General features: G+C 56.6%; 21 protein-coding genes and 1 tRNA gene. 7 read left to right on the top strand and 15 right to left on the bottom strand.

Translation table 11 applies throughout. The features are described 5' to 3' along the window. Nucleotides 1-64 precede the first annotated feature (64 nt). The 9 genes from uraH to hpxU all read right to left on the bottom strand — a co-directional run bounded on the left by uraH (nucleotide 65) and on the right by hpxU (nucleotide 7,400). Entirely contained in the window at nucleotides 65-400 is a 336-nt protein-coding gene (gene uraH, locus J2125_RS16005; protein WP_017800727.1) for a hydroxyisourate hydrolase, read from the bottom strand. Next, entirely contained in the window at nucleotides 397-891 is a 495-nt protein-coding gene (gene uraD, locus J2125_RS16000) for a 2-oxo-4-hydroxy-4-carboxy-5-ureidoimidazoline decarboxylase (protein WP_017800726.1), read from the bottom strand. The genes uraH and uraD overlap by 4 nt, the downstream gene beginning before the upstream one ends. 111 nt (nucleotides 892-1,002) lie before the next feature. Then, complete coding sequence (hpxK, locus tag J2125_RS15995; RefSeq protein WP_017800725.1) at nucleotides 1,003-2,262, bottom strand: allantoate amidohydrolase; 1,260 nt, start codon at nucleotides 2,260-2,262, stop codon at nucleotides 1,003-1,005. Then, nucleotides 2,262-3,500 carry a pyridoxal-phosphate-dependent aminotransferase family protein gene (locus J2125_RS15990; protein WP_017800724.1) on the bottom strand — a complete coding sequence of 413 codons (1,239 nt, stop codon included), beginning with the start codon at nucleotides 3,498-3,500 and terminating at the stop codon, nucleotides 2,262-2,264. The genes hpxK and J2125_RS15990 overlap by 1 nt, the downstream gene beginning before the upstream one ends. 30 nt (nucleotides 3,501-3,530) lie before the next feature. Beyond that, nucleotides 3,531-4,268 (bottom strand): amino acid ABC transporter ATP-binding protein, encoded by a 738-nt coding sequence (locus tag J2125_RS15985; RefSeq protein WP_017800723.1) that lies wholly within the window; start codon nucleotides 4,266-4,268, stop codon nucleotides 3,531-3,533. After that, entirely contained in the window at nucleotides 4,249-4,908 is a 660-nt protein-coding gene (locus tag J2125_RS15980) for an amino acid ABC transporter permease (protein WP_198510883.1), read from the bottom strand. Before J2125_RS15980 ends, J2125_RS15985 begins: the two co-directional genes overlap by 20 nt. After that, nucleotides 4,905-5,570, bottom strand: coding sequence for an amino acid ABC transporter permease (locus J2125_RS15975; protein ID WP_017800721.1), 666 nt, complete (start codon nucleotides 5,568-5,570; stop codon nucleotides 4,905-4,907). Before J2125_RS15975 ends, J2125_RS15980 begins: the two co-directional genes overlap by 4 nt. A 9-nt stretch (nucleotides 5,571-5,579) precedes the next feature. Beyond that, a complete protein-coding gene (locus J2125_RS15970; RefSeq protein ID WP_017800720.1) occupies nucleotides 5,580-6,365 on the bottom strand; it encodes a transporter substrate-binding domain-containing protein in 786 nt (261 codons plus the stop codon). 195 nt (nucleotides 6,366-6,560) lie between these two features. Beyond that, nucleotides 6,561-7,400 (bottom strand): MurR/RpiR family transcriptional regulator HpxU, encoded by an 840-nt coding sequence (gene hpxU, locus J2125_RS15965; protein ID WP_017800719.1) that lies wholly within the window; start codon nucleotides 7,398-7,400, stop codon nucleotides 6,561-6,563. A gap of 149 nt (nucleotides 7,401-7,549) precedes the next feature. Here hpxU and J2125_RS15960 point away from each other — a divergent pair, with 149 nt between their 5' ends. From J2125_RS15960 to hpxZ, 4 genes are read left to right on the top strand one after another with little or no spacing between them, the layout of a single operon-like run. Further along, the gene (locus J2125_RS15960; protein ID WP_017800718.1) at nucleotides 7,550-9,136 is read left to right on the top strand and encodes a gamma-glutamyltransferase family protein; all 1,587 of its coding nucleotides are present in this window, start codon (nucleotides 7,550-7,552) and stop codon (nucleotides 9,134-9,136) included. A gap of 9 nt (nucleotides 9,137-9,145) precedes the next feature. Next, entirely contained in the window at nucleotides 9,146-9,334 is a 189-nt protein-coding gene (hpxX, locus tag J2125_RS15955) for an oxalurate catabolism protein HpxX (protein ID WP_026111645.1), read from the top strand. Continuing rightward, a complete protein-coding gene (locus J2125_RS15950; protein ID WP_017800716.1) occupies nucleotides 9,331-10,728 on the top strand; it encodes an AtzE family amidohydrolase in 1,398 nt (465 codons plus the stop codon). The genes hpxX and J2125_RS15950 overlap by 4 nt, the downstream gene beginning before the upstream one ends. 2 nt (nucleotides 10,729-10,730) lie before the next feature. Then, on the top strand, nucleotides 10,731-11,114 hold the full coding sequence (gene hpxZ / locus J2125_RS15945) for an oxalurate catabolism protein HpxZ (protein ID WP_017800715.1): 384 nt from the start codon (nucleotides 10,731-10,733) through the stop codon (nucleotides 11,112-11,114). A gap of 131 nt (nucleotides 11,115-11,245) precedes the next feature. Here hpxZ and puuE read toward each other — a convergent pair whose 3' ends face one another. The 3 genes from puuE to J2125_RS15930 are packed head-to-tail and all read right to left on the bottom strand — an operon-like array spanning nucleotide 11,246 to nucleotide 13,680. Further along, nucleotides 11,246-12,205, bottom strand: coding sequence for an allantoinase PuuE (gene puuE, locus J2125_RS15940; RefSeq protein WP_017800714.1), 960 nt, complete (start codon nucleotides 12,203-12,205; stop codon nucleotides 11,246-11,248). 30 nt (nucleotides 12,206-12,235) lie between these two features. After that, entirely contained in the window at nucleotides 12,236-12,964 is a 729-nt protein-coding gene (hpxA, locus tag J2125_RS15935) for an allantoin racemase (protein WP_017800713.1), read from the bottom strand. Continuing rightward, on the bottom strand, nucleotides 12,961-13,680 hold the full coding sequence (locus tag J2125_RS15930) for a GntR family transcriptional regulator (RefSeq protein WP_017800712.1): 720 nt from the start codon (nucleotides 13,678-13,680) through the stop codon (nucleotides 12,961-12,963). The genes hpxA and J2125_RS15930 overlap by 4 nt, the downstream gene beginning before the upstream one ends. A gap of 144 nt (nucleotides 13,681-13,824) precedes the next feature. Between J2125_RS15930 and J2125_RS15925 the strand changes: the two genes are divergently transcribed. Continuing rightward, nucleotides 13,825-15,321: an NCS1 family nucleobase:cation symporter-1 gene (locus J2125_RS15925; RefSeq protein WP_017800711.1), complete on the top strand. Its 1,497-nt coding sequence runs from the start codon at nucleotides 13,825-13,827 to the stop codon at nucleotides 15,319-15,321. Between the two features lie 45 nt (nucleotides 15,322-15,366). On the opposite strand, the gene J2125_RS15920 is transcribed toward J2125_RS15925, so the two are convergent. Both J2125_RS15920 and dnaQ read right to left on the bottom strand, forming a co-directional pair. After that, nucleotides 15,367-15,443, bottom strand: a tRNA-Asp gene (locus tag J2125_RS15920). Between the two features lie 134 nt (nucleotides 15,444-15,577). Continuing rightward, complete coding sequence (dnaQ, locus tag J2125_RS15915; protein WP_017800624.1) at nucleotides 15,578-16,309, bottom strand: DNA polymerase III subunit epsilon; 732 nt, start codon at nucleotides 16,307-16,309, stop codon at nucleotides 15,578-15,580. Here dnaQ and rnhA point away from each other — a divergent pair. Continuing rightward, nucleotides 16,263-16,829, top strand: a complete 567-nt coding sequence (rnhA, locus tag J2125_RS15910; protein WP_026111635.1) for a ribonuclease HI — start codon at nucleotides 16,263-16,265, stop codon at nucleotides 16,827-16,829. The genes dnaQ and rnhA overlap by 47 nt on opposite strands. Here rnhA and J2125_RS15905 read toward each other — a convergent pair. Beyond that, nucleotides 16,811-17,539, bottom strand: coding sequence for a class I SAM-dependent methyltransferase (locus J2125_RS15905; protein ID WP_017800622.1), 729 nt, complete (start codon nucleotides 17,537-17,539; stop codon nucleotides 16,811-16,813). The two genes, rnhA and J2125_RS15905, sit on opposite strands and share 19 nt — an antisense overlap. A 43-nt stretch (nucleotides 17,540-17,582) precedes the next feature. Here J2125_RS15905 and gloB point away from each other — a divergent pair, with 43 nt between their 5' ends. Beyond that, the gene (gene gloB / locus J2125_RS15900) at nucleotides 17,583-18,338 is read left to right on the top strand and encodes a hydroxyacylglutathione hydrolase (protein WP_017800621.1); all 756 of its coding nucleotides are present in this window, start codon (nucleotides 17,583-17,585) and stop codon (nucleotides 18,336-18,338) included. Nucleotides 18,339-18,361 lie beyond the last annotated feature (23 nt).

Here is an 18,361-nt window from a genome sequence, read left to right as displayed (position 1 = left end):
ATTCTAATTATCGTTTTATTTAATCAATGTGAGCGGCGCAAAAACCGCCCCGCTGAGGTGTTGCTCAGGAACCGCGATAGGTCGACCACGACCAGGGTGAGATCAGAAACGGCAAATGATAGTGACTGCCGGTGGCCGGGATCGTGAAATCGATCTGCGCGGTCACATAGAGCGTGTCACGTTCGCTGGCGGCAAAGTAAGCGCCAATCTCCGCCGTCAGCCGATAGTGTCCCGGCGTGAGTGGTTCAAGGGTGAAGTCTCTGATGCGGCCATCGCTGTCGGTCTGGCCTTTACTGACCGGCAGCCAGCCAGCAGAACTGTCCTGCTCCAGCGCAATCACAACGCCTTTAGCCGGTGTTCCCAGCGCCGTATCCAGTACGTGAGTGGTAATGGTGCTCATTGAAAACTCTCCTGAAGACGCAGCAGGGTAATTTCACGCAGTTGGGTTAGCGCTTCCTGCAGCTCCTGTTGTGGATCATTAGCCAGCCGACGCTGAAGTTCAGCCAGCATCTCTTCACCGCTACGCCCTTTGGCGCGAATCAGAAATACCCGGCCAAAGCGCTGTTCATACTGCTGATTACCGCTGTGCAACGCCTGTTTCAGCAGCTGATTATCGTCGCTGACCGCCGACTGCTCCTGACGCGACAACGCCGCCTCTTTGCCCGCTCCCGCAGCCCGTTCGCCAATGCGCGGATGCGCGGAGAGCGCCTGCGCAAGATCGTCGCCATCCCAGTGGCTGGCAACCCCGGCCGCATGCTGCAACAGCGTATCAAGGGAAGCATAAGGACGCGCCGCCGCCAGCTCGCTGCACCAGCCCGGCAACGCCACACAATGCGCAATGGCGTGACGTGCTTCGGCATCGCTGAGTTGATTGAACTGTTCAGGCGTCATCTTTAATTCCCGTGCAAATTATTGGCACGGGCGGCGAGAACGCCGCCCCTACGTCAGGATATCTGGAACACTGTAGGGAAGCCGTTTTCGGCTCCCGTCTGAACGCCGCCCCTACGATTTGGCGATATTCACTACCGCTAACAGGTATGCCTGTATCGCTTTGGCGACATCGTTTGTCATTACCGATTCGGCAGGATGGTGGCTGATACCGCGGTCACAACGCACAAACAGCATCCCGACCGGCCAGCGCTCGGCAATAGCAATCGCATCATGCCCGGCGCCGCTTGGCAGCGACAGAGCGCGCCCCTGCACCTGCGTTACCGCCTGGCTTAATGCCTCCTGCAACCGGTCGTCACAGCGCGTCGCGCCAATATGGTAATACTCGTCAGCGCTAAAGATCAGCCCACGGCGCAACGCGATGGCTTCTGCCTGGGTCAGCAATTCGGAAAGCAGCGCCGCCAGCGGCTGATCTTGCGGTCCACGCACATCGAGCGTCAAATCCACTTCACCCGGAATAACATTTACCGCACCGGGCGCGCATTGCAGAGTGCCGACGGTGGCCACCAGCTGCGCATCATGCTGTGGCGTACTGTGTTCGATATACACCATCCATTCGGCGGCGGCGGCCAGCGCATCTTTGCGATGACTCATCGGCACGGTGCCGGCATGCCCCGCTTCGCCGACAAAACGACAGTTAAGCCGTCGTGCGCCGTTAATCGCGGTCACCACCCCCAGCGCCAGTTGCTCTTGCTCAAGACAAGGACCCTGCTCAATATGCAGCTCAAGGTAAGCAACGATATCGCTGACCTGACGCGCCGCCTGACCAATTTTGCTGGCATCAAGGCCGACATCGGCCATCGCTTCAGCCACGGTAATGCTGTTTCCGTCCGGGTGCGTCACCCAGCTCTCCGGCCAGCTGCCGGTGATGCCGCGACTGCCCAGCAGGGTAATGCCAAAGCGCGTGCCCTCTTCGTCGCCAAAGCCGATAATCTCAATCGCCAGCGGCAGTCGCAGCTGGTGCTGATGCAGATATTGCACGGTTTCGATAGCGGTCAGTACGCCAAGCATACCGTCGTAACGACCGGCATTACGCACCGTATCCAGATGCGACCCCAGCAGCAGCGCCGGCGCATTCGCTACCGCGCCTTCATAGCGTCCACAAATATTACCGACACTGTCCTGCCACACCTGCATGCCAGCCGCCGCCATCCACTCGCCTACGCGTGTATTGGCGCGCATATGTTCTGGTGACAGATAAACGCGCGTCAGCTTATCGCCGGTTTCGCTGATTTCCGCCAGCGCGTCACAGCGCGCCATGACCCGGGCAGCAGCCAGTTCAGCTTCGGTTGCGTTCATCAGACAGCCACTCATTAGCGACTCCCGTTGCTGTACAGATCCCATGCCGCCTGCATCGCCGCGCCTTGCGTGGTTTTAAAGCCGAGATGGTTCAGTACCGCTTCCAGCGCAGCGAGGGTTTGCAGCACGCAATCTTTGCGCGCGTTATAGCCCATGGTGCCGATGCGCCACACTTTGCCAATCAGCGGACCAAAGGAGGTGCCAATTTCAATGCCGAAATCTTCCAGCATCAGTTTGCGCGCCAGATCGCCATTCACCCCTTGCGGGATCACCACGCCCAGCACGTTATTCATCTTGTGCTGCAGATCGCCAAAGGTTTCCAGCCCCATCCCCTGAATACCGGCCAGCATCGCTGCGCCATGTAGCTTATGGCGGGCGATGCCGTTATCCAGACCTTCCTGCAGGATCAGACGCGCGCACTCGCGGGCGCCAAACAGCGCGCTGGTGGCTTCGGTATGGTGGTTCAGGCGCTCCGGTCCCCAGTAATCCATGATCATGCCGAGATCAAAGTAGTTGGAGTAGATCATCTCATCATCGCCATCCTGATGGGCGGCGGTGCGGATCCCCTCTTCCACGCATTTGCGTTTACGGATCACCGCTTCCATCTGCGGGCTGAGGGTGATCGGCGAGGTGCCGGATGGCCCGCCAAGGCACTTCTGCATCCCGGCGGAAACCGCATCCAGTCCCCAGGCGTCGGTTTCCAGCGGGTTACCGCCGAAAGAAGCCGTGGCATCGGTATAGAACAGCACATCATATTTACGGCAGATCGCGCCCAGCTCCGCCAGCGGTTGCAGCATGGTGGTAGAGGTATCGCCCTGCACCGTCAGCAGCAGGCGCGGACGCACCTTTTTAATCGCATCTTCAATCTGATCCGGGGTAAAGACCTCGCCCCACGGCACTTCAATGGTGTGGACTTCGGCGCGGCAGCGGCGGGCAATTTCACATAACAGATGACCAAAACGGCCAAACACCGGCACCAGCACTTTATCGCCCGGACGGATCGCCGACAGCAGGATCGCTTCAATACCGGCGCGCGAGGTGCCGTCGATCAGCATCGTCCAGCGGTTTTCGGTGCGGAATACCGCGCGATACAGCTCCATCACCTCATTCATATAGTGGGTCATCGCCGGATCGTACTGACCGAGCAGCTGGCTCGACATGGCGCGCAGCACACGCGGATCCGCATTGATCGGTCCTGGTCCCATCAGCAGACGTTGTGGCGGATTAATTTGTGGGTAGTGCGTGATATCCATCTTAGATTCCTTTATTCGACATTCCGATGCTTAATTAAGGCCGCGCACCGAGGAGATAAACTGTTTCAGCTCTGGCGTCTGCGGATCGGCAAATACGGTGCGGCTGTCGCCCTGCTCCCATACCCGTCCCTGATGCATAAACACCACGCGGTCGCCAACTTCACGGGCAAAGTTCATTTCGTGGGTCACCAGAATCAGCGTCATACCCTCTTTCGCCAGCTGCTCAAGCACTTTCAGCACTTCGCCCACCAGCTCCGGATCGAGCGCTGAGGTGATCTCATCACACAGCAGTACTTTCGGTGACATCGCCAGCGCACGGGCAATCGCCACGCGCTGCTGTTGTCCGCCGGAGAGATTCGCCGGATAGTAATCCATGCGGTCGCCGAGGCCGACTTTCTCCAGCATCTGCGCCGCCAGCTGACGGCATTCACTCTCTTTCTTTTTCAGCACCCGACGCGGCGCCAGCATCACGTTTTCCAGCGCGGTCATATGCGGGAACAGGTTAAAACTCTGGAACACCATGCCGATCGAGCGGCTGATATCGCGCGCCTGCGAATCGCGATCGGTAATGGTGACGCCGCCCAGCTTGATGCTGCCTTCCTGATAGCCTTCCAGTCCGTTCATACAGCGCAGCAAGGTACTTTTGCCGGAGCCACTACGGCCGATAATCGAGATCACTTCACCCATATCGACATCGAGATCGACGCCTTTCAGCACATGGTTTTCGCCGTAATATTTCTGTACCTGATTAATGGTGATGAGCGGCATTGAATTTCTTCTCCAGATATTGGCTGTAGCGGGACAGCGGATAACACATCAGGAAGTAGCCCAGCGCCACCAACCCGAAGACCTTAAATGGCTGATAAGTTACGTTATTCAGTATAGTTCCGGCTTTGGTCAGCTCGATAAAGCCGATAATCGACGCCAGCGCAGTGCCTTTAATCACCTGCACCGCAAAGCCCACGGTAGGGGCGATACCGATACGCACCGCCTGCGGCGCGACCACGCGAAACAGAGTCTGGCCAAAACTCAGTCCCAGACAGCGGGACGCTTCCCACTGCCCTTTTGGCAGCGCTTTAATACTGCCGAACCAGATATCCAGCAGAAAAGCGCTGGTATACAGCGTCAGCGCCAGCGACGCCGCGGTCCACGGCGTGACATCAATGCCAAACAGCGCGACGCCAAAAAAGGCGAGGAACAGCTGCATCAGCAGCGGCGTGCCCTGAAACAGTTCGACGTAAGCGCGAATAAAGCGCAGCGGCCAGCGGCCACCGCTCAGACGCAGCAGCAGCAAGGGCAGAGTCACCAGCGTGCCGCCAATAAAGGCGGTCAGCGACAGCAGCAGCGTCCAGCGCGCCGCCAGCAGCAGATTACGCAGGATGTCCCAGTCAGTAAAAGTGGTCATCATGGCTGCTCTCCAAACCATTTACGCCCGGCGGCCAGTAACAGCTGACGCATGGCAACTGACAGCGCCAGATACATCAGAGTGGTGACCAGATAGACTTCAAAGCTTAAAAAAGTGCGCGACTGAATCAGGTTGGCGGCAAAGGTCAGCTCTTCATAAGAGACCTGCGACACCACCGATGAGCCAAGCATCACAATAATGCACTGACTGACCAGCGCCGGATAAATACGTTTTAGTGATGGCGGCAGCACCACGCGAATAAAGGTTTGCGCGCGGGTCAGACCCAGCACCCGTCCCGCTTCCCACTGTCCGCGTGGTGTGACCTGAATGCCGGCGCGAATAATCTCAGTACTGTAAGCGCCGAGGTTAATCAGCATCGCCAGCAGCGCGGCTTCACCGGCTGTCAGTTTCATGCCCATATTCGGCAGGCCAAAGACGATAAAAAACAGTTGCACCACAAAGGGGGTATTGCGAATCAGCTCAACATAGCCGCCCCAGATGCGGCTCAGCCATGAGGGCTTACCGCTGCGCAATGCTGCGCCAAAAATACCCAGCCCCACGCCACCAAGAGTGGCAACCACGGTAAGCTGGATGGTCACCCACAGACCGGACAGCAGTTCCGGCCAGTGAGGCCACAGCGCGGCAAAATTAAGTTGTCCGATCATGGTCTGTCCTTACGCGCCTAAATCTGCTGGCAGTGGTGCTTTCAGCCACTCTTCCGACATACCGTTCAGGGTTTTATCTTTGATCGCCTGCTCAATCAGCGCGTCCACCTGCGCTTTCAGCGCTGGCTCGTTTTTACGCAGGCCGATAAAGCACGGCGAGTCTTTCAGCATAAATTTGGCCACCGGCGCTTTTGCCGGGTTCTGACGCGCAATCGCCGCCACTACCAGGTTACCGGTCGCCACATACTGCACCTGACCAGAAAGATAAGCGGACAGCGTGGTGTTGTTATCTTCATAACGTTTCACCTGCGCCTCTTTCGGCGCCACGTCGCTTAACACCATATCTTCGACCGCACCACGGGTAACCCCAATCGACTTGCCGCTCAGTTCAGCAGCATCTTTCAGCGCCACATCTTTCGGGCCAAATACGCCAAGGAAGAACGGCGCATAAGCACGACTGAAATCGATCACTTTTTCGCGCTCGGCATTTTTACCCATGCTGGAGATCACCAGATCGACTTTGTCAGTTTGCAGATAAGGCACACGGTTAGCACTGGTCACCGGCACCAGCTGTAACTTTAGTTTCATCTGTTTTGCGAGGTATCGGGCCATATCGATATCATAACCCTGTGGTTGCAGGTCGGTGCCTACTGAACCGAATGGCGGGAAGTCCTGCGGCACAGCGATACGGATCACGCCACGTTTCTGAATATCCTGTAGCTGATCGGCCATTGCGGTTGTCACCTGAGATAACATCAGCGCCGCACCCATTACCGCCATTAATGCCTTTTTCATCATCATACCCCGGTTAGTTAATCATGAAACAAAAGATTCTTGTTAAATGCATTCTGCAACTAATGTGCCAGGGAGAAATCTGCCGCTTAAATTTTCTAAGTGGCAGATTTTATAAGGCTGGGATGGGGGAAGAGAGAAGAAATCAGCGACAGCGCACTGCCTCAAAAAGAGGCAAAGCACCAGAATGGTGCCCCGTTAGCGTTGCTCCAGCTCGTCGAGGTGCTGATAGAGGTCGGCAATCAGGTGGATACGCTGACGCCCCTGCGATAATAATTCGTGCAGTAACGCGTTGGATAGCAGGTTAACGACACTCATTGCCGAGGCATAGCTGTCAAAGGCGGAGACGCTGTCCAGCGAGGCAAACAGCTGCCAGCGCGACAAGGCAATAACGCCCTGCGCCTGAGGCTCGCAGATCAGCAGAACCGGGATGTTGTCCTGCTGAAGCTGCTGAAGTAGCGGCCTGATAATGCGCGGACGACGGCGAAATGCCACCACCACCACTACATCCTGCGGAGTAACATCCACCAGCTCTTCCGCCAGCGTCTGGCCGGGTTGCGGCAGCAGATGCACCTGCGCGCGCGCCTGCATCAGCTGCTGCCGCAGGTGCAAGGCCACCGGATAAGCGTTACGCATACCAATGATAAATATGCGTTTTCCCTGAGTCATTGCCTGAATAATCTCGCCAAACTGCGTGGCGTCAACACTGTTCACCCACTGCGTCAGATTGGCCATCTCCTGCTTGTAGTGGCGCGCCAGCAGGGTATTGCCCTGCACTGCATCACGATTATCGGTTAATGGCATGCCGCTCTGGCGCAGGGTGCGCAGTTCATCGCGCATATCTTTATATTTTTCATAGCCTAAGCGCTTAAATAAACGGCTGACCGTAGCTTTCGATACCCCGCTTAACCGCGCCAGCTCGGCGCTGTTATAGCTGATCAGATCGTCGAAATGGTCGAAGACAAAGTCAGCAATGCGCTGCTCCTGCGGCGACAGCTGCGGGTAATGGCTTCTTAAACGTTCATCAAGCTGTTTCATGGCGATCTCTTGTAACTTTCGTTTCACTGAACATAACACAATTTATTCCGGGGCCAATCGTTGCGACAGCAAATCCGCAATCCGCTGGCAACCTGGAACATCTCTTGCTTCACTGTTGTGGTCTGTAACCCGATAAAAAAGAGCAAGCGATGATTCAAAGTAATATGGCGCCGCTGGGTATGGCGGTAGCGCCGCACCACCTGGCGAGTGAAAGCGCCCTCGCCGTGCTGCGCGAAGGCGGCAATGCAATTGAAGCGATGGTCGCCGCTGCGGCCACCATTGCGGTAGTTTATCCGCATATGAATGGCTTAGGTGGCGACGGCTTCTGGCTGATTATGCCGCCGCAAGGTGAACCTGTTGCTATTGATGCCAGCGGCGCTGCCGGATCGCTGGCCCATTTTGATTTTTACAGCGGCGAACAGAGTATTCCGCATCGTGGTCCGAAAGCCGCGCTGACGGTCGCCGGTACCGTCAGCGGCTGGGCGGAAGCGCTGAAAATTTCGGCGGAACTGGGCGGCGCGCAGCTACCGCTGGCGCGCCTGCTGGGCGATGCCATTCGCTATGCCGCCGATGGTATTCCGGTCACCGAGTCGCAAGCCTCCGCCACCGCCAGTAAATATAGCGAGCTGGTTAATCAGCCTGGTTTTGCCCGCAACTTTTTGCCCGGCGGTGAAGCCCCGCGGACTGGCAGCCGTTTTACCCAACCGGAACTGGCCAATACCCTGACGGCGCTGACCATTGACGGGCTGGAGAGTTTCTATCGCGGCCCGCTGGCGCACAAGCTGGCGCTGGAGATGTCGCGTCTGGGTATGCCGATCACCCTCGAAGATCTGCAAAATCACCAGGCAAAGCGCCGCACGCCGCTGCGCGTCTCGCACCAGCAGGGTGAGATCTACAATATGACGCCGCCGACCCAGGGATTAGTATCGCTGGCGATCCTCGGTATTACCGATCACTTAAATATGGCCGCAGCCAGTGATGCGCAGACCGTGCACCGGATTGTCGAAGCCACCAAGCTGGCGTTTGGCCTGCGTGATAAATACATCACCGATCCACAGCATATCAGCGAAGAGATGCAGTCCCTGCTGGAGAGCGATCGTCTGGCGGCGCTGGCGGCGCAAATTGATGACGCCAAAGCCGCGCCATGGGGCAGCGGGCGCGGACCGGGCGATACGGTATGGATGGGAGTGATGGACAGCAGCGGGCTGGCGGTGTCGTTTATCCAGAGTATCTACCATGAGTTCGGCAGCGGCGTGGTATTGCCGGATACCGGCATTACCTGGCAGAACCGCGGCGCGGCCTTTAGCCTGCAACCCGACCATCTGCTGGCGCTGGCGCCGGGTAAACAGCCGTTCCATACCCTGAATCCGGCGGCGGCGCGTCTGAATGATGGCCGCACCATGGTGTATGGCTCCATGGGTGGCGATGGTCAGCCGCAAACCCAGGCAGCGCTGTTTACCCGCCATGTGGTACAGGGGATGCCGCTGCAGCAGGCCGTCAGTGCGCCGCGCTGGCTGCTGGGCCGTACCTGGGGCCAGGCCTCTGAGTCGCTGAAACTGGAAGGCCGCTTTTCAGCGGAAACCATCGCCACCCTGCGTGAACTGGGTCATGAAGTAGAACTGCTGCCTGATTTTAGCGAGGCCGTCGGCCATGCGGGCGCGATTGTGCGCCATAACAACGGCATGCTGGAAGGCGCGTTCGATCCGCGCAGCAACGGCAGCGCTGCCGGTTTTTAACAGGAGAATATGATGAGTAATACCCCTGACTGGGCCGCGTATGTGGCGCAAATGGAGCAGGTTCTGGCGCTGGAGTTAGATGATGCGCGCCGTGCTGAACTGCTGACGCAATTTAGCCGCATCGCCGCGATGTCGGCGCCGCTGATGGCTTATCCGCTCGACGATCGTCTGGAAGTAGCGGGAGTGTATAAAGCATGAACCTTGCCGCCCTCTCGATTGCAGAATTGCAGTCCGCACTGACCTCCGGTGAGCTGAGTGCACGGGATATCGCCCAACAGACCCTCAGCGCAATTGAAGTGCATAATCCGGCTATTAATGCCTGGACCCGGGTGACGCGGGATCGCATGTTGCAGGAAGCCGATCGCCTTGACGGTTTACGCCGTGAGGGGCAGCCACTGCCAGCGCTGGCGGCAGTGCCCTATGCGGTAAAGAATCTGTTCGACGTGGCGGGCTTCAGCACGCTGGCCGGCGCCAGTCTGTTCAGCGATCGCCCGGCAGCGCATCAGGATGCCTGGGCAGTGGATAAGCTGGCAAAATCCGGTGCGCTGCTGTCCGGCATGCTGAATATGGATGCTTACGCCTATGGTTTTACCACCGAAAACAGCCATTATGGCGCCACCCATAATCCACGCGATCTGAGCCGTATCGCCGGTGGTTCTTCTGGTGGTTCTGCGGCGGCGGTGGCTGCCAGCCTGGTGCATTTCTCACTTGGCACCGATACCAATGGTTCGATTCGCGTGCCCGCTTCGCTGTGCGGCATTCTTGGTCTGAAACCGACCTTTGGCCGCCTGTCGCGCAGCGGCAGCCATCCATTTGTCGCCAGCCTCGATCATATCGGTCCCTTTGCCCGCAGCAGCGCGGATCTGGCAGCGGTCTATGACGCACTGCAGGGACATGACAGCCAGGATGCATTTCAGGCCGATATTGCGCTGCGCCCCACGCTGCCCGGCCTGGAAAAGGGGCTGGAAGGATTACGCTGCGGCGTACTCGGCGGCTATTTCCAGACCTGGTGTAATGAGGATGCCCGTGCCGCGGTAGCCAGCGCGGCGCGTGCGCTAAATGGCCATGACGAAGTACTGCTGCCGGATGCTGAAATCGCCCGCTCTTCGGCATTCCTGATTACCGCTTCCGAAGGCGGCAACCACTATTTACCTGCGCTGCGCGCCAGCCCCGAGCGTTTCGAGCCATTATCACGCGAGCGCTTGCTGGCGGGGGCAATGATCCCGGCGGCCTGGTATGTGCAGGCCCAGCGCTTCCGTCGCCATTTCCAGCAGCAGGTATTACCGCTGTTTGATCAGTTTGATGTGCTGATTGCCCCGGCAACGCCATGCAGCGCCACCACTATCGGTCAGGAGACGATTCATATTAACGGTGTCGATCTGCCAACCCGCGCCAGTATGGGGATGCTGACGCAGCCGATCTCTTTCCTTGGCCTGCCGGTGACCACGGTACCGCTGCAAACCACCAGCGGTCTGCCGATTGGCCTGCAATTGATTGCCGCGCCATTTAAAGAAGAGAACTGTTTACGCGCCGCACGCGCGCTGGAGCAGCAGGGTCTGGTAATGGCGCAAGCCAGCAGGATGGGAGTTTGACTATGAATAATGACTATATCGATCGCCCGGCGATTATCGCCGAAGTGACCAGCGCCTTTTATCGTTACGAAAAAGCGCTGACCGGCAATGATACTGAAGTGCTGGACGAACTGTTCTGGCATAACCCGCGCACCGTGCGGCTGGGCGCCGGTGAGAATCTGTATGGGATCGAAGCGATCCGTGCATTCCGTGCGGCGCGCCCTTCTGTCGGGCTGGATCGTCAGTTGCAGAATACGGTGATCACCACTTTTGGTGATGATTATGCGGTATGCAGCACCGAGTTTACCCGTCAGGGCAGCGAGAAGACGGGCCGTCAGCAGCAGACATGGGTGCGGATGGCGGATGGCTGGCGGATTGTGGCGGCACAGGTGAGTTTAATGAGCTGAGATTGCAGGGGCGTCGTTTTCGGCTCCGGTTTATCTGGCAATCAGCATCCAGATCTTTGGCGCGGGCGGCGAGAACGCCGCCCCTACAAAGTTGGCATTATCTGTAGGGGCGGCGTTCTCGCCGCCCTGTGTTAAACCTCAGGCGCCGGGTGCTTCTCCACCCAGTGCTCGGCGATTTGCTGGCGGGTACAGATCCACACCTTGTCATGCTGCTGCACGTAATCAAGAAAGCGCTGCAGCGCTTTAAAACGCCCCGGGCGTCCCAGCAGACGACAGTGCATGCCAATCGACATCATCTTCGGTGAGGTCTCGCCCTCTTCATACAGCACATCAAAGCTGTCTTTCAGATAGGTATAAAATTGCTCGGCAGTGTTAAAACCCTGCGGCGTGGCGAAACGCATATCGTTGGTTTCTAAGGTATACGGAATGATCAGATGCGGTTTTACCGTGCCATCCTGACAGGTCACTTGCGTCCAGAATGGCAGGTCGTCACCGTAGTAGTCACTGTCATAAGTGAATGCGCCATGCTCCGCCACCAGCCGACGGGTATTCGGACTGTCGCGCCCGGTGTACCAGCCGGTCGGCGTTTTGCCAAACAGATCCACCAGCACGTCCACCGCCTGCTGCATATGCTGACGCTCAGTTTTGGCGTCCATTCCCTGATAGTGGATCCAGCGCCAGCCGTGACTGACCACATCGTAGTCTGCCTGCTTAATCGCTGCGACGATTTCCGGATGACGCGCCAGCGCCATTGCCACGCCAAATACCGTCAACGGCAGATCGCGCTTCTGAAACTCCTGATGAATCCGCCAGAATCCCGCACGGGAACCGTACTCATACAGCGAATCCATCGACATATGGCGTTCAGGATAACTGGCGGCGCCAATAATATCGGATAAAAACTGTTCCGAACCGGCGTCGCCGTGCAGCACGTTATTCTCCGCGCCTTCCTCATAGTTCAGCACAAACTGCACGGCAATCTGTGCGCCATCGGGCCATGCCGCATGCGGCGGCTTACCAGCGTAACCACGCAGGTCACGCGGATAGCTTTTATTAAAGCTATATTCTTTCTTTTCTACGGCATCAGTCATTATCAGGTTTCCTGTCGTCGAGCCGAATGATCAGTTTAGGCCGTGAAAAGCACCTGTGATGGTTTTTCGGATCGGGTAATCAAGATCGCCATGCTTGCTGGTTGACAGACCCAGCGCCACCAGCGATTCCACCATTTTCACTGCAGCGCCTACGCCGTCGATAACCGGCAGGCCAAGCTCCTGGGTTAATTCTCTGGCCAGCGTCGCCATCCCACCACAGCCCAGCACAATGGCGCCGCTGCCATCTTCGCGCTTCGCTTGTATACAACGCGCGCGCACTTTCTCCTGCGCGACACCACTGCCATCTTCCAGCGCCAGCACCGGTAAATCGATAGCATGCAGCGCGGCGCAGTGATGTTCAAAGCCATATTGCTGCAGCAGATGGCGCGCAATAATCAGGGTGCGCGGTAAGGTGGTGACAATCGAAAAACGCGTCGCCACCAGGGTCGCCATATGCATCGCCGCTTCGGCGATGCCCACTACCGGCCCTTGCGCCAGTTCACGCGCCGCCAGCAAACCCGGATCGCCAAAGCAGGCAATCACATGACCGCTGACGCCCTGCTCACGTCCCAGCTTAATTTGCTCCAGTACGCCAACGGCGGCAATCGCCTCATCAAAATGGCCTTCAATCGACGGTACACCCTGCGCAGGTGAGACCGCTACGATTTCTGTGCTATTTGCCGCCACCGCACGCGCTGCGCTGGCGATAGTTTCCGTCATCGCCAGGCTGGTATTGGGATTAATCACCTGAATAATCATTGCGCACTCCCCAGCGAGCCAAACAGGCGGGCAAAGTCCGGCAGGGTTTCGCCACTGCGTTCAAAGTGCAGACTGGCTACAATATTCGCGAAATGTTGCTGCAGGGTGTCAGTCAGCGGTTGCAGCGCTTTTTCACGCAGCATGGAGATCAGACGATCGTGATCGTTGCAGCGGCAACCCTGTTGCCATGGCGCGCCCCAGGCGGCAATCACCAGCGATGAGCGCTGAGTCAGGCGTGTGACCATTTCGGTCAGCACCTGGTTGCCGGAAATTGCCTGTAGCTGAATATGAAACGCCGCCGACAGTCGGATCGCCGCCGGACCGTTATGCTGTTCATGAGCCTGCTGCTCCTGACGCGCCAGCTTCTCCAGCGCCGCCAGATGCGGTGGCTGGCAGTGTTCCAGCACAAAAGGCAGGTTGGCGCATTCAATTAATGCGCGGGTGCGGAAAATATCCTGGGCTTCCTCAACCCCCGGCGTCGCCACCTGTGCACCACGTTTGGGCGTCAGAGTGACCATTTGCACCGCCGCGAGGCGTTGCAGCACTTTACGAATGCCGGTACGGCTGACGCCAAACACCTCTGAAAGGGCCTCTTCAGGCAATTTACTTCCGGGTGGCAACTGATGTTCAACAATCGCGGACATCAGCGCCTGATAGATCGGCTCGTCTTTATCGTTCAGGTCCGCAGCCGTTTTCAGGCCATTTTCACTCTTCATTACCTACTCCGGTAAACATCATTGCATACAAGAATCGTATACATGAAACTTAACTTTTGTATACAAAAACTCATTTCTGGCCTGGTTCCTGCAATACCCTCTGCACAGAGTTTGTTATTCGGTGCATTCAGAGGAGCAGGTTTCATGCCAAATAGTCAAAGTGTTAGCCCGGCGTCGGCCAGTGAAGCCAATGCCAACTACAGTCCACGACTGTGCAATGAAGATCTGGCGCCAACCCGCGACCAGAACTGGAGCTGGTACAACATCTTTTCGTTCTGGATGTCGGATGTACACAGCATGGGAGGCTATGTCGTTGCCGCCAGCTTCTTTACCCTCGGGCTGGCCAGCTGGCAGGTGTTGCTCTGTCTGCTGGTGGGGATTTGTATTGTACAGATCTGCGCCAATCTGGTGGCCAGACCCAGCCAGATGGCCGGGGTGCCTTATGCGGTGATTTGCCGTCAGGCGTTTGGCGTGTTTGGCGCCAATATCCCGGCAGTGATCCGCGGCCTGATCGCCTTTGCGTGGTATGGCATTCAGACTTACCTTGCCGCCAACGCGCTGATGCTGGTGACCCTGAAGTTCTGGCCAGCGCTGGCGCCAATGACCCAGTCATCCTGGCTGGGTTTGTCGCAGCTGGGCTGGATCTGCTTCGGCATTATGTGGTTGTTGCAGGCGATGGTGTTCTGGCACGGCATGAGCGCGATTAAACGCTTTATCGATGTGGCCGGTCCGGCGGTATATATCGTGATGGTGGCGCTGGCGGGCTGGATTGTTTACCAGACCGGCTTCGACGGTATCTCTTTTACCCTGGCGAGCAAGCAGATGAGCGCGGGAGAACAGAGCTGGCAGATGATTACCGCCACCGCACTGGTGGTGTCCTACTTCTCCGGCCCGTTACTCAACTTTGGAGACTTCTCACGCTATGGTAAAAGCATGGGCGAAATCCGCCGCGGCAACCGCTGGGGTCTGCCGTTTAACTTCCTGCTGTTTTCAATAGTGACGGTAGTTATTGTTTCCGGCACCCAGTCGCTGTTTGGCAAGATGATTACCGACCCGATTGAAACCGTCAGTATGGTCGGCAACGATCTGGCGGTGGCGATTGGTCTGCTGACGATGATTACCGCCACTATCGGCATCAATATTGTGGCGAACTTTGTGTCACCGGCCTTCGACTTCTCCAACTGTTCCCCACAGAAGATCAGTTTCCGCACCGGCGGCATGATTGCGGCGGTGGGTTCAGTACTGCTGACGCCATGGAACCTGTTCCAGTCACCCGAGCTGATTCACTATACGCTGGATGTACTGGGCGCCTTTATCGGCCCGCTGTTCGGTATTCTGCTGGTGGATTTCTATCTGATTAAACGCGGCACCGTATCGACAGACGATCTGTTTAACGACACGCCGCAGGGCAAGTACTGGTATCGCGGCGGCTTTAACCCGAAAGCGATTGCGGCGCTGTTGCCGGCGGTAGCGATTGGGCTGGTGATCAGCTTTATTCCTGCACTGCACGCGGTGGCTAACTTTAGCTGGTTTATCGGCGCGTTTTTAAGCGGCGGCGCTTACCGCTGGATTGCACGCCATGAGCGCGCAGCTTCCGCCGCGGCTGTTTATGCTGGCAAAGTGGTGTTGCAGAAGGAGTAAAACGACGAAAGCCTGATTCATTACTGAATCAGGCTTTCTGAATGTTGGCGGAACGGACGGGGCTCGAACCCGCGACCCCCTGCGTGACAGGCAGGTATTCTAACCAACTGAACTACCGCTCCGCGCTGTGTTCCCCGTCGGGAACGAGGCGCATATTAATCGTAGCGAGATTTGCCGTCAACGCTTTTTAAGCGCGGAGAATGCGTTTGCCTGCTTTTTCAGCATCACGGACGATTTTGGCTCATTTATAAGGCACTTATGGCCGCCATAAACAGCTGCCGCCTTTTTTCATCACTAAATCCAGACGCTGTTCATGCGCCAGCACTTCTTCCTCGCTGGCCTGTACCACACGCAGCGCTGACTGCGGACGTGTAATACGCTGAATGCTCTGGCTGCCATCCGCTTCCCGACGCTCCCCTTCCACTGAAAATGACAGCGAGGTCTGGCCGCCGGTCATCAGCAGGAAGACATCCGCCAGGATCTCGGCATCGAGCAGTGCGCCGTGCAGCGTACGTTTGCTGTTATCAATATCGTAACGTGAGCAGAGCGCATCAAGGCTGTTGCGCTTACCCGGGAACATCTTACGCGCCATCATCAGGCTGTCAGTGACTTTGCAGAAGGTATCGGTCTTTGCAATGCCTCTGTTCAGCTTGCTGAATTCGTAATCCATAAAGCCGATATCAAACGACGCGTTATGAATCACCAGCTCAGCACCGCGGATATAATCCATAAACTCATCGGCGATATCGCTGAAGCACGGCTTATCCTGCAGGAACTCGTCGGCGATACCGTGAACGCCGAAAGCTTCCGGGTCCACCAGCCGGTCCGGCTTCAGATACATATGGAAATTGTTACCGGTCAGGCGGCGGTTAACCACCTCAACGGCACCAATCTCAATTATGCGGTGACCTTCGTAATGGACACCTATCATGTTCATACCGGTGGTTTCGGTATCGAGGACGATCTGGCGTGTAATTGCTGTGCTCATAGGGCTCGTTTATGTCAGACTTGGCGTTTTGTCAGAGGGAAGTTTACCAGAGATGAGTAAACAGGTAGAAATTTTCACCGACGGATCTTGCCTGGGTAATCCAGGCCCCGGCGGTTATGGCGCGATTCTGCGCTATGGTCAGCATGAAAAAACCTTTAGCGCCGGTTATTACCTGACCACCAACAACCGTATGGAAATGATGGCGGCCATTGTCGCGCTGGAAGCGTTAACCCAGCCCTGCACCGTAACGCTCAGTACCGACAGCCAGTATGTGCGTCAGGGCATTACCAGCTGGATCCATAACTGGAAGAAGCGTGGCTGGAAAACCGCCGATAAAAAACCGGTAAAAAATGTCGATCTGTGGAAACGGCTCGATAGCGCCTTAAGCCACCATGAAATTAAATGGGAGTGGGTCAAAGGCCACGCCGGTCATCCGGAGAACGAGCGCTGCGACGAACTGGCGCGCAGCGCAGCGGGCAGCCCGGCCTTTGATGACATTGGCTATAAGCAGGAATCCTGATCGCGGAACTGGCGGGTGGCATTAACCGTCTGACGCAGTCGTCCTTTATTAGCCTGCTTCTTCGCTGGCGTCATGGTCAGCGGGAAGGTGCGTTTACGTGCCACTACAATGTTCAGGCAGCCTAAAGCCGGTAAGTGCGTGCTGATCATTTTGCCGCCCTGCCGGTTCCATGGCACCACCTGAAAACGGGTGCGGTGCATCACTTCATAATTCAGCAGGCTCAGCCAGTCCAGCAATCGCATCTGGCTAAACATCCGCCCGCTCCATGGCGCGCGACGATGTAATCCCGGGATCGCTTTGCCAATCCCCAGCAGGCTAAACGGATTAAAGCCGCTGATAATCATCCAGCCATCATCAATCAATACCCGGTCCACCTCGCGCAAAATGCGATGCGGGTCGCCACTCCATGCCAGCGTATGCGCCAGCAGGCAGGCATCAACGGACTTGGATTCAAACGGCAGACACATCGGATCGGCTATCACCTGTAGCCGTTCCCCCTGCTGGCCGACATTCACCTGGTGTGAGATAGCGCAGGCTTCGGTATCGATTTCCGCACTAAGATTGCCAATTTTAAGCAGGTGGAAGCCATACAGCTTGCCGAGGCACGGCTGCAGATGTTGTGAAAGCGCATCACGAAAATAGTCGCCCCAGGGCATGTCCGCCCAGGAGTTCGGTGCATTTAGAATTTGGCGTGTTTTAGCGGGCTTCATGCTTTACCATCTTCATTCCTTCACGGCCTTCTGAGAGGTGACTATGAATCTTACCAGCATTCCTGCACTACAGGATAACTACATCTGGACGCTAAATGATGACAGCGGTCACTGCCTGATTGTTGACCCGGGCGAAGCTGCGCCGGTGATGGCGGCCCTGCAGCAAAATCAGTGGCAACCGGTAGCGATTTTACTCACTCATCATCACCATGACCATGTTGGCGGCGTAAAAAAACTGCTGGAAGAGTGGCCACAATTAGTGGTGTATGGCCCGCAGGAGACACAAGATAAAGGGGCGACGAAAATCGTCAGCGAGGGCGATCGCTTCACTATTTTGGGCTGCGAATTTAGCGTTATTTTCACCCCGGGACACACTTTAGGACATATCTCATATTACAGTTCGCCTTACCTTTTTTGCGGCGACACTATGTTTTCCGGTGGTTGTGGTCGGCTTTTTGAGGGCTCACCAGAACAGATGTTCGAATCTTTTCAAAAGCTTAGCAAACTACCTGACGAAACCCTTATTTGCTGCGCCCATGAATACACATTATCTAATCTGAAGTTTGCGCAAGCGACCTTACCGCAAGATAGTGAAATTGCGCGCTACTGCCTGCAAATTAAGGAGTTACGCGCTGAAAATCGCATTACTTTGCCATCAAAACTGGCCCTTGAGCGCAAGATTAATTTATTTTTAAGAACGCATGAGACTGATTTACAACGGGTTATAGGATTCGATTGTACACCACAGCAAGCATGGCAACCATTTGCCCGTTTACGCGAGTTGAAAGACCGTTTTTGACATTTGTGGTTGTGTTGTTGAAA

The sequence above is a fragment of the Winslowiella toletana genome (assembly GCF_017875465.1).
Lineage (GTDB): Bacteria > Pseudomonadota > Gammaproteobacteria > Enterobacterales > Enterobacteriaceae > Erwinia > Erwinia toletana.
Note: the sequence above shows the minus strand (reverse complement) of the source record. Positions and strands in the feature narration are given on the sequence as shown.

What these genes read in the sequence shown, in the direction of transcription:
- uraH (WP_017800727.1), bottom strand. Translation starts at nt 400, where the DNA reads ATGAGCACCATTACCACTCACGTACTGGATACGGCGCTGGGAACACCG.
- uraD (WP_017800726.1), bottom strand. Translation starts at nt 891, where the DNA reads ATGACGCCTGAACAGTTCAATCAACTCAGCGATGCCGAAGCACGTCAC.
- hpxK (WP_017800725.1), bottom strand. Translation starts at nt 2,262, where the DNA reads ATGAGTGGCTGTCTGATGAACGCAACCGAAGCTGAACTGGCTGCTGCC.
- J2125_RS15990 (WP_017800724.1), bottom strand. Translation starts at nt 3,500, where the DNA reads ATGGATATCACGCACTACCCACAAATTAATCCGCCACAACGTCTGCTG.
- J2125_RS15985 (WP_017800723.1), bottom strand. Translation starts at nt 4,268, where the DNA reads ATGCCGCTCATCACCATTAATCAGGTACAGAAATATTACGGCGAAAAC.
- J2125_RS15980 (WP_198510883.1), bottom strand. Translation starts at nt 4,908, where the DNA reads ATGATGACCACTTTTACTGACTGGGACATCCTGCGTAATCTGCTGCTG.
- J2125_RS15975 (WP_017800721.1), bottom strand. Translation starts at nt 5,570, where the DNA reads ATGATCGGACAACTTAATTTTGCCGCGCTGTGGCCTCACTGGCCGGAA.
- J2125_RS15970 (WP_017800720.1), bottom strand. Translation starts at nt 6,365, where the DNA reads ATGAAAAAGGCATTAATGGCGGTAATGGGTGCGGCGCTGATGTTATCT.
- hpxU (WP_017800719.1), bottom strand. Translation starts at nt 7,400, where the DNA reads ATGAAACAGCTTGATGAACGTTTAAGAAGCCATTACCCGCAGCTGTCG.
- J2125_RS15960 (WP_017800718.1), top strand. Translation starts at nt 7,550, where the DNA reads ATGATTCAAAGTAATATGGCGCCGCTGGGTATGGCGGTAGCGCCGCAC.
- hpxX (WP_026111645.1), top strand. Translation starts at nt 9,146, where the DNA reads ATGATGAGTAATACCCCTGACTGGGCCGCGTATGTGGCGCAAATGGAG.
- J2125_RS15950 (WP_017800716.1), top strand. Translation starts at nt 9,331, where the DNA reads ATGAACCTTGCCGCCCTCTCGATTGCAGAATTGCAGTCCGCACTGACC.
- hpxZ (WP_017800715.1), top strand. Translation starts at nt 10,731, where the DNA reads ATGAATAATGACTATATCGATCGCCCGGCGATTATCGCCGAAGTGACC.
- puuE (WP_017800714.1), bottom strand. Translation starts at nt 12,205, where the DNA reads ATGACTGATGCCGTAGAAAAGAAAGAATATAGCTTTAATAAAAGCTAT.
- hpxA (WP_017800713.1), bottom strand. Translation starts at nt 12,964, where the DNA reads ATGATTATTCAGGTGATTAATCCCAATACCAGCCTGGCGATGACGGAA.
- J2125_RS15930 (WP_017800712.1), bottom strand. Translation starts at nt 13,680, where the DNA reads ATGAAGAGTGAAAATGGCCTGAAAACGGCTGCGGACCTGAACGATAAA.
- J2125_RS15925 (WP_017800711.1), top strand. Translation starts at nt 13,825, where the DNA reads ATGCCAAATAGTCAAAGTGTTAGCCCGGCGTCGGCCAGTGAAGCCAAT.
- dnaQ (WP_017800624.1), bottom strand. Translation starts at nt 16,309, where the DNA reads ATGAGCACAGCAATTACACGCCAGATCGTCCTCGATACCGAAACCACC.
- J2125_RS15905 (WP_017800622.1), bottom strand. Translation starts at nt 17,539, where the DNA reads ATGAAGCCCGCTAAAACACGCCAAATTCTAAATGCACCGAACTCCTGG.
- gloB (WP_017800621.1), top strand. Translation starts at nt 17,583, where the DNA reads ATGAATCTTACCAGCATTCCTGCACTACAGGATAACTACATCTGGACG.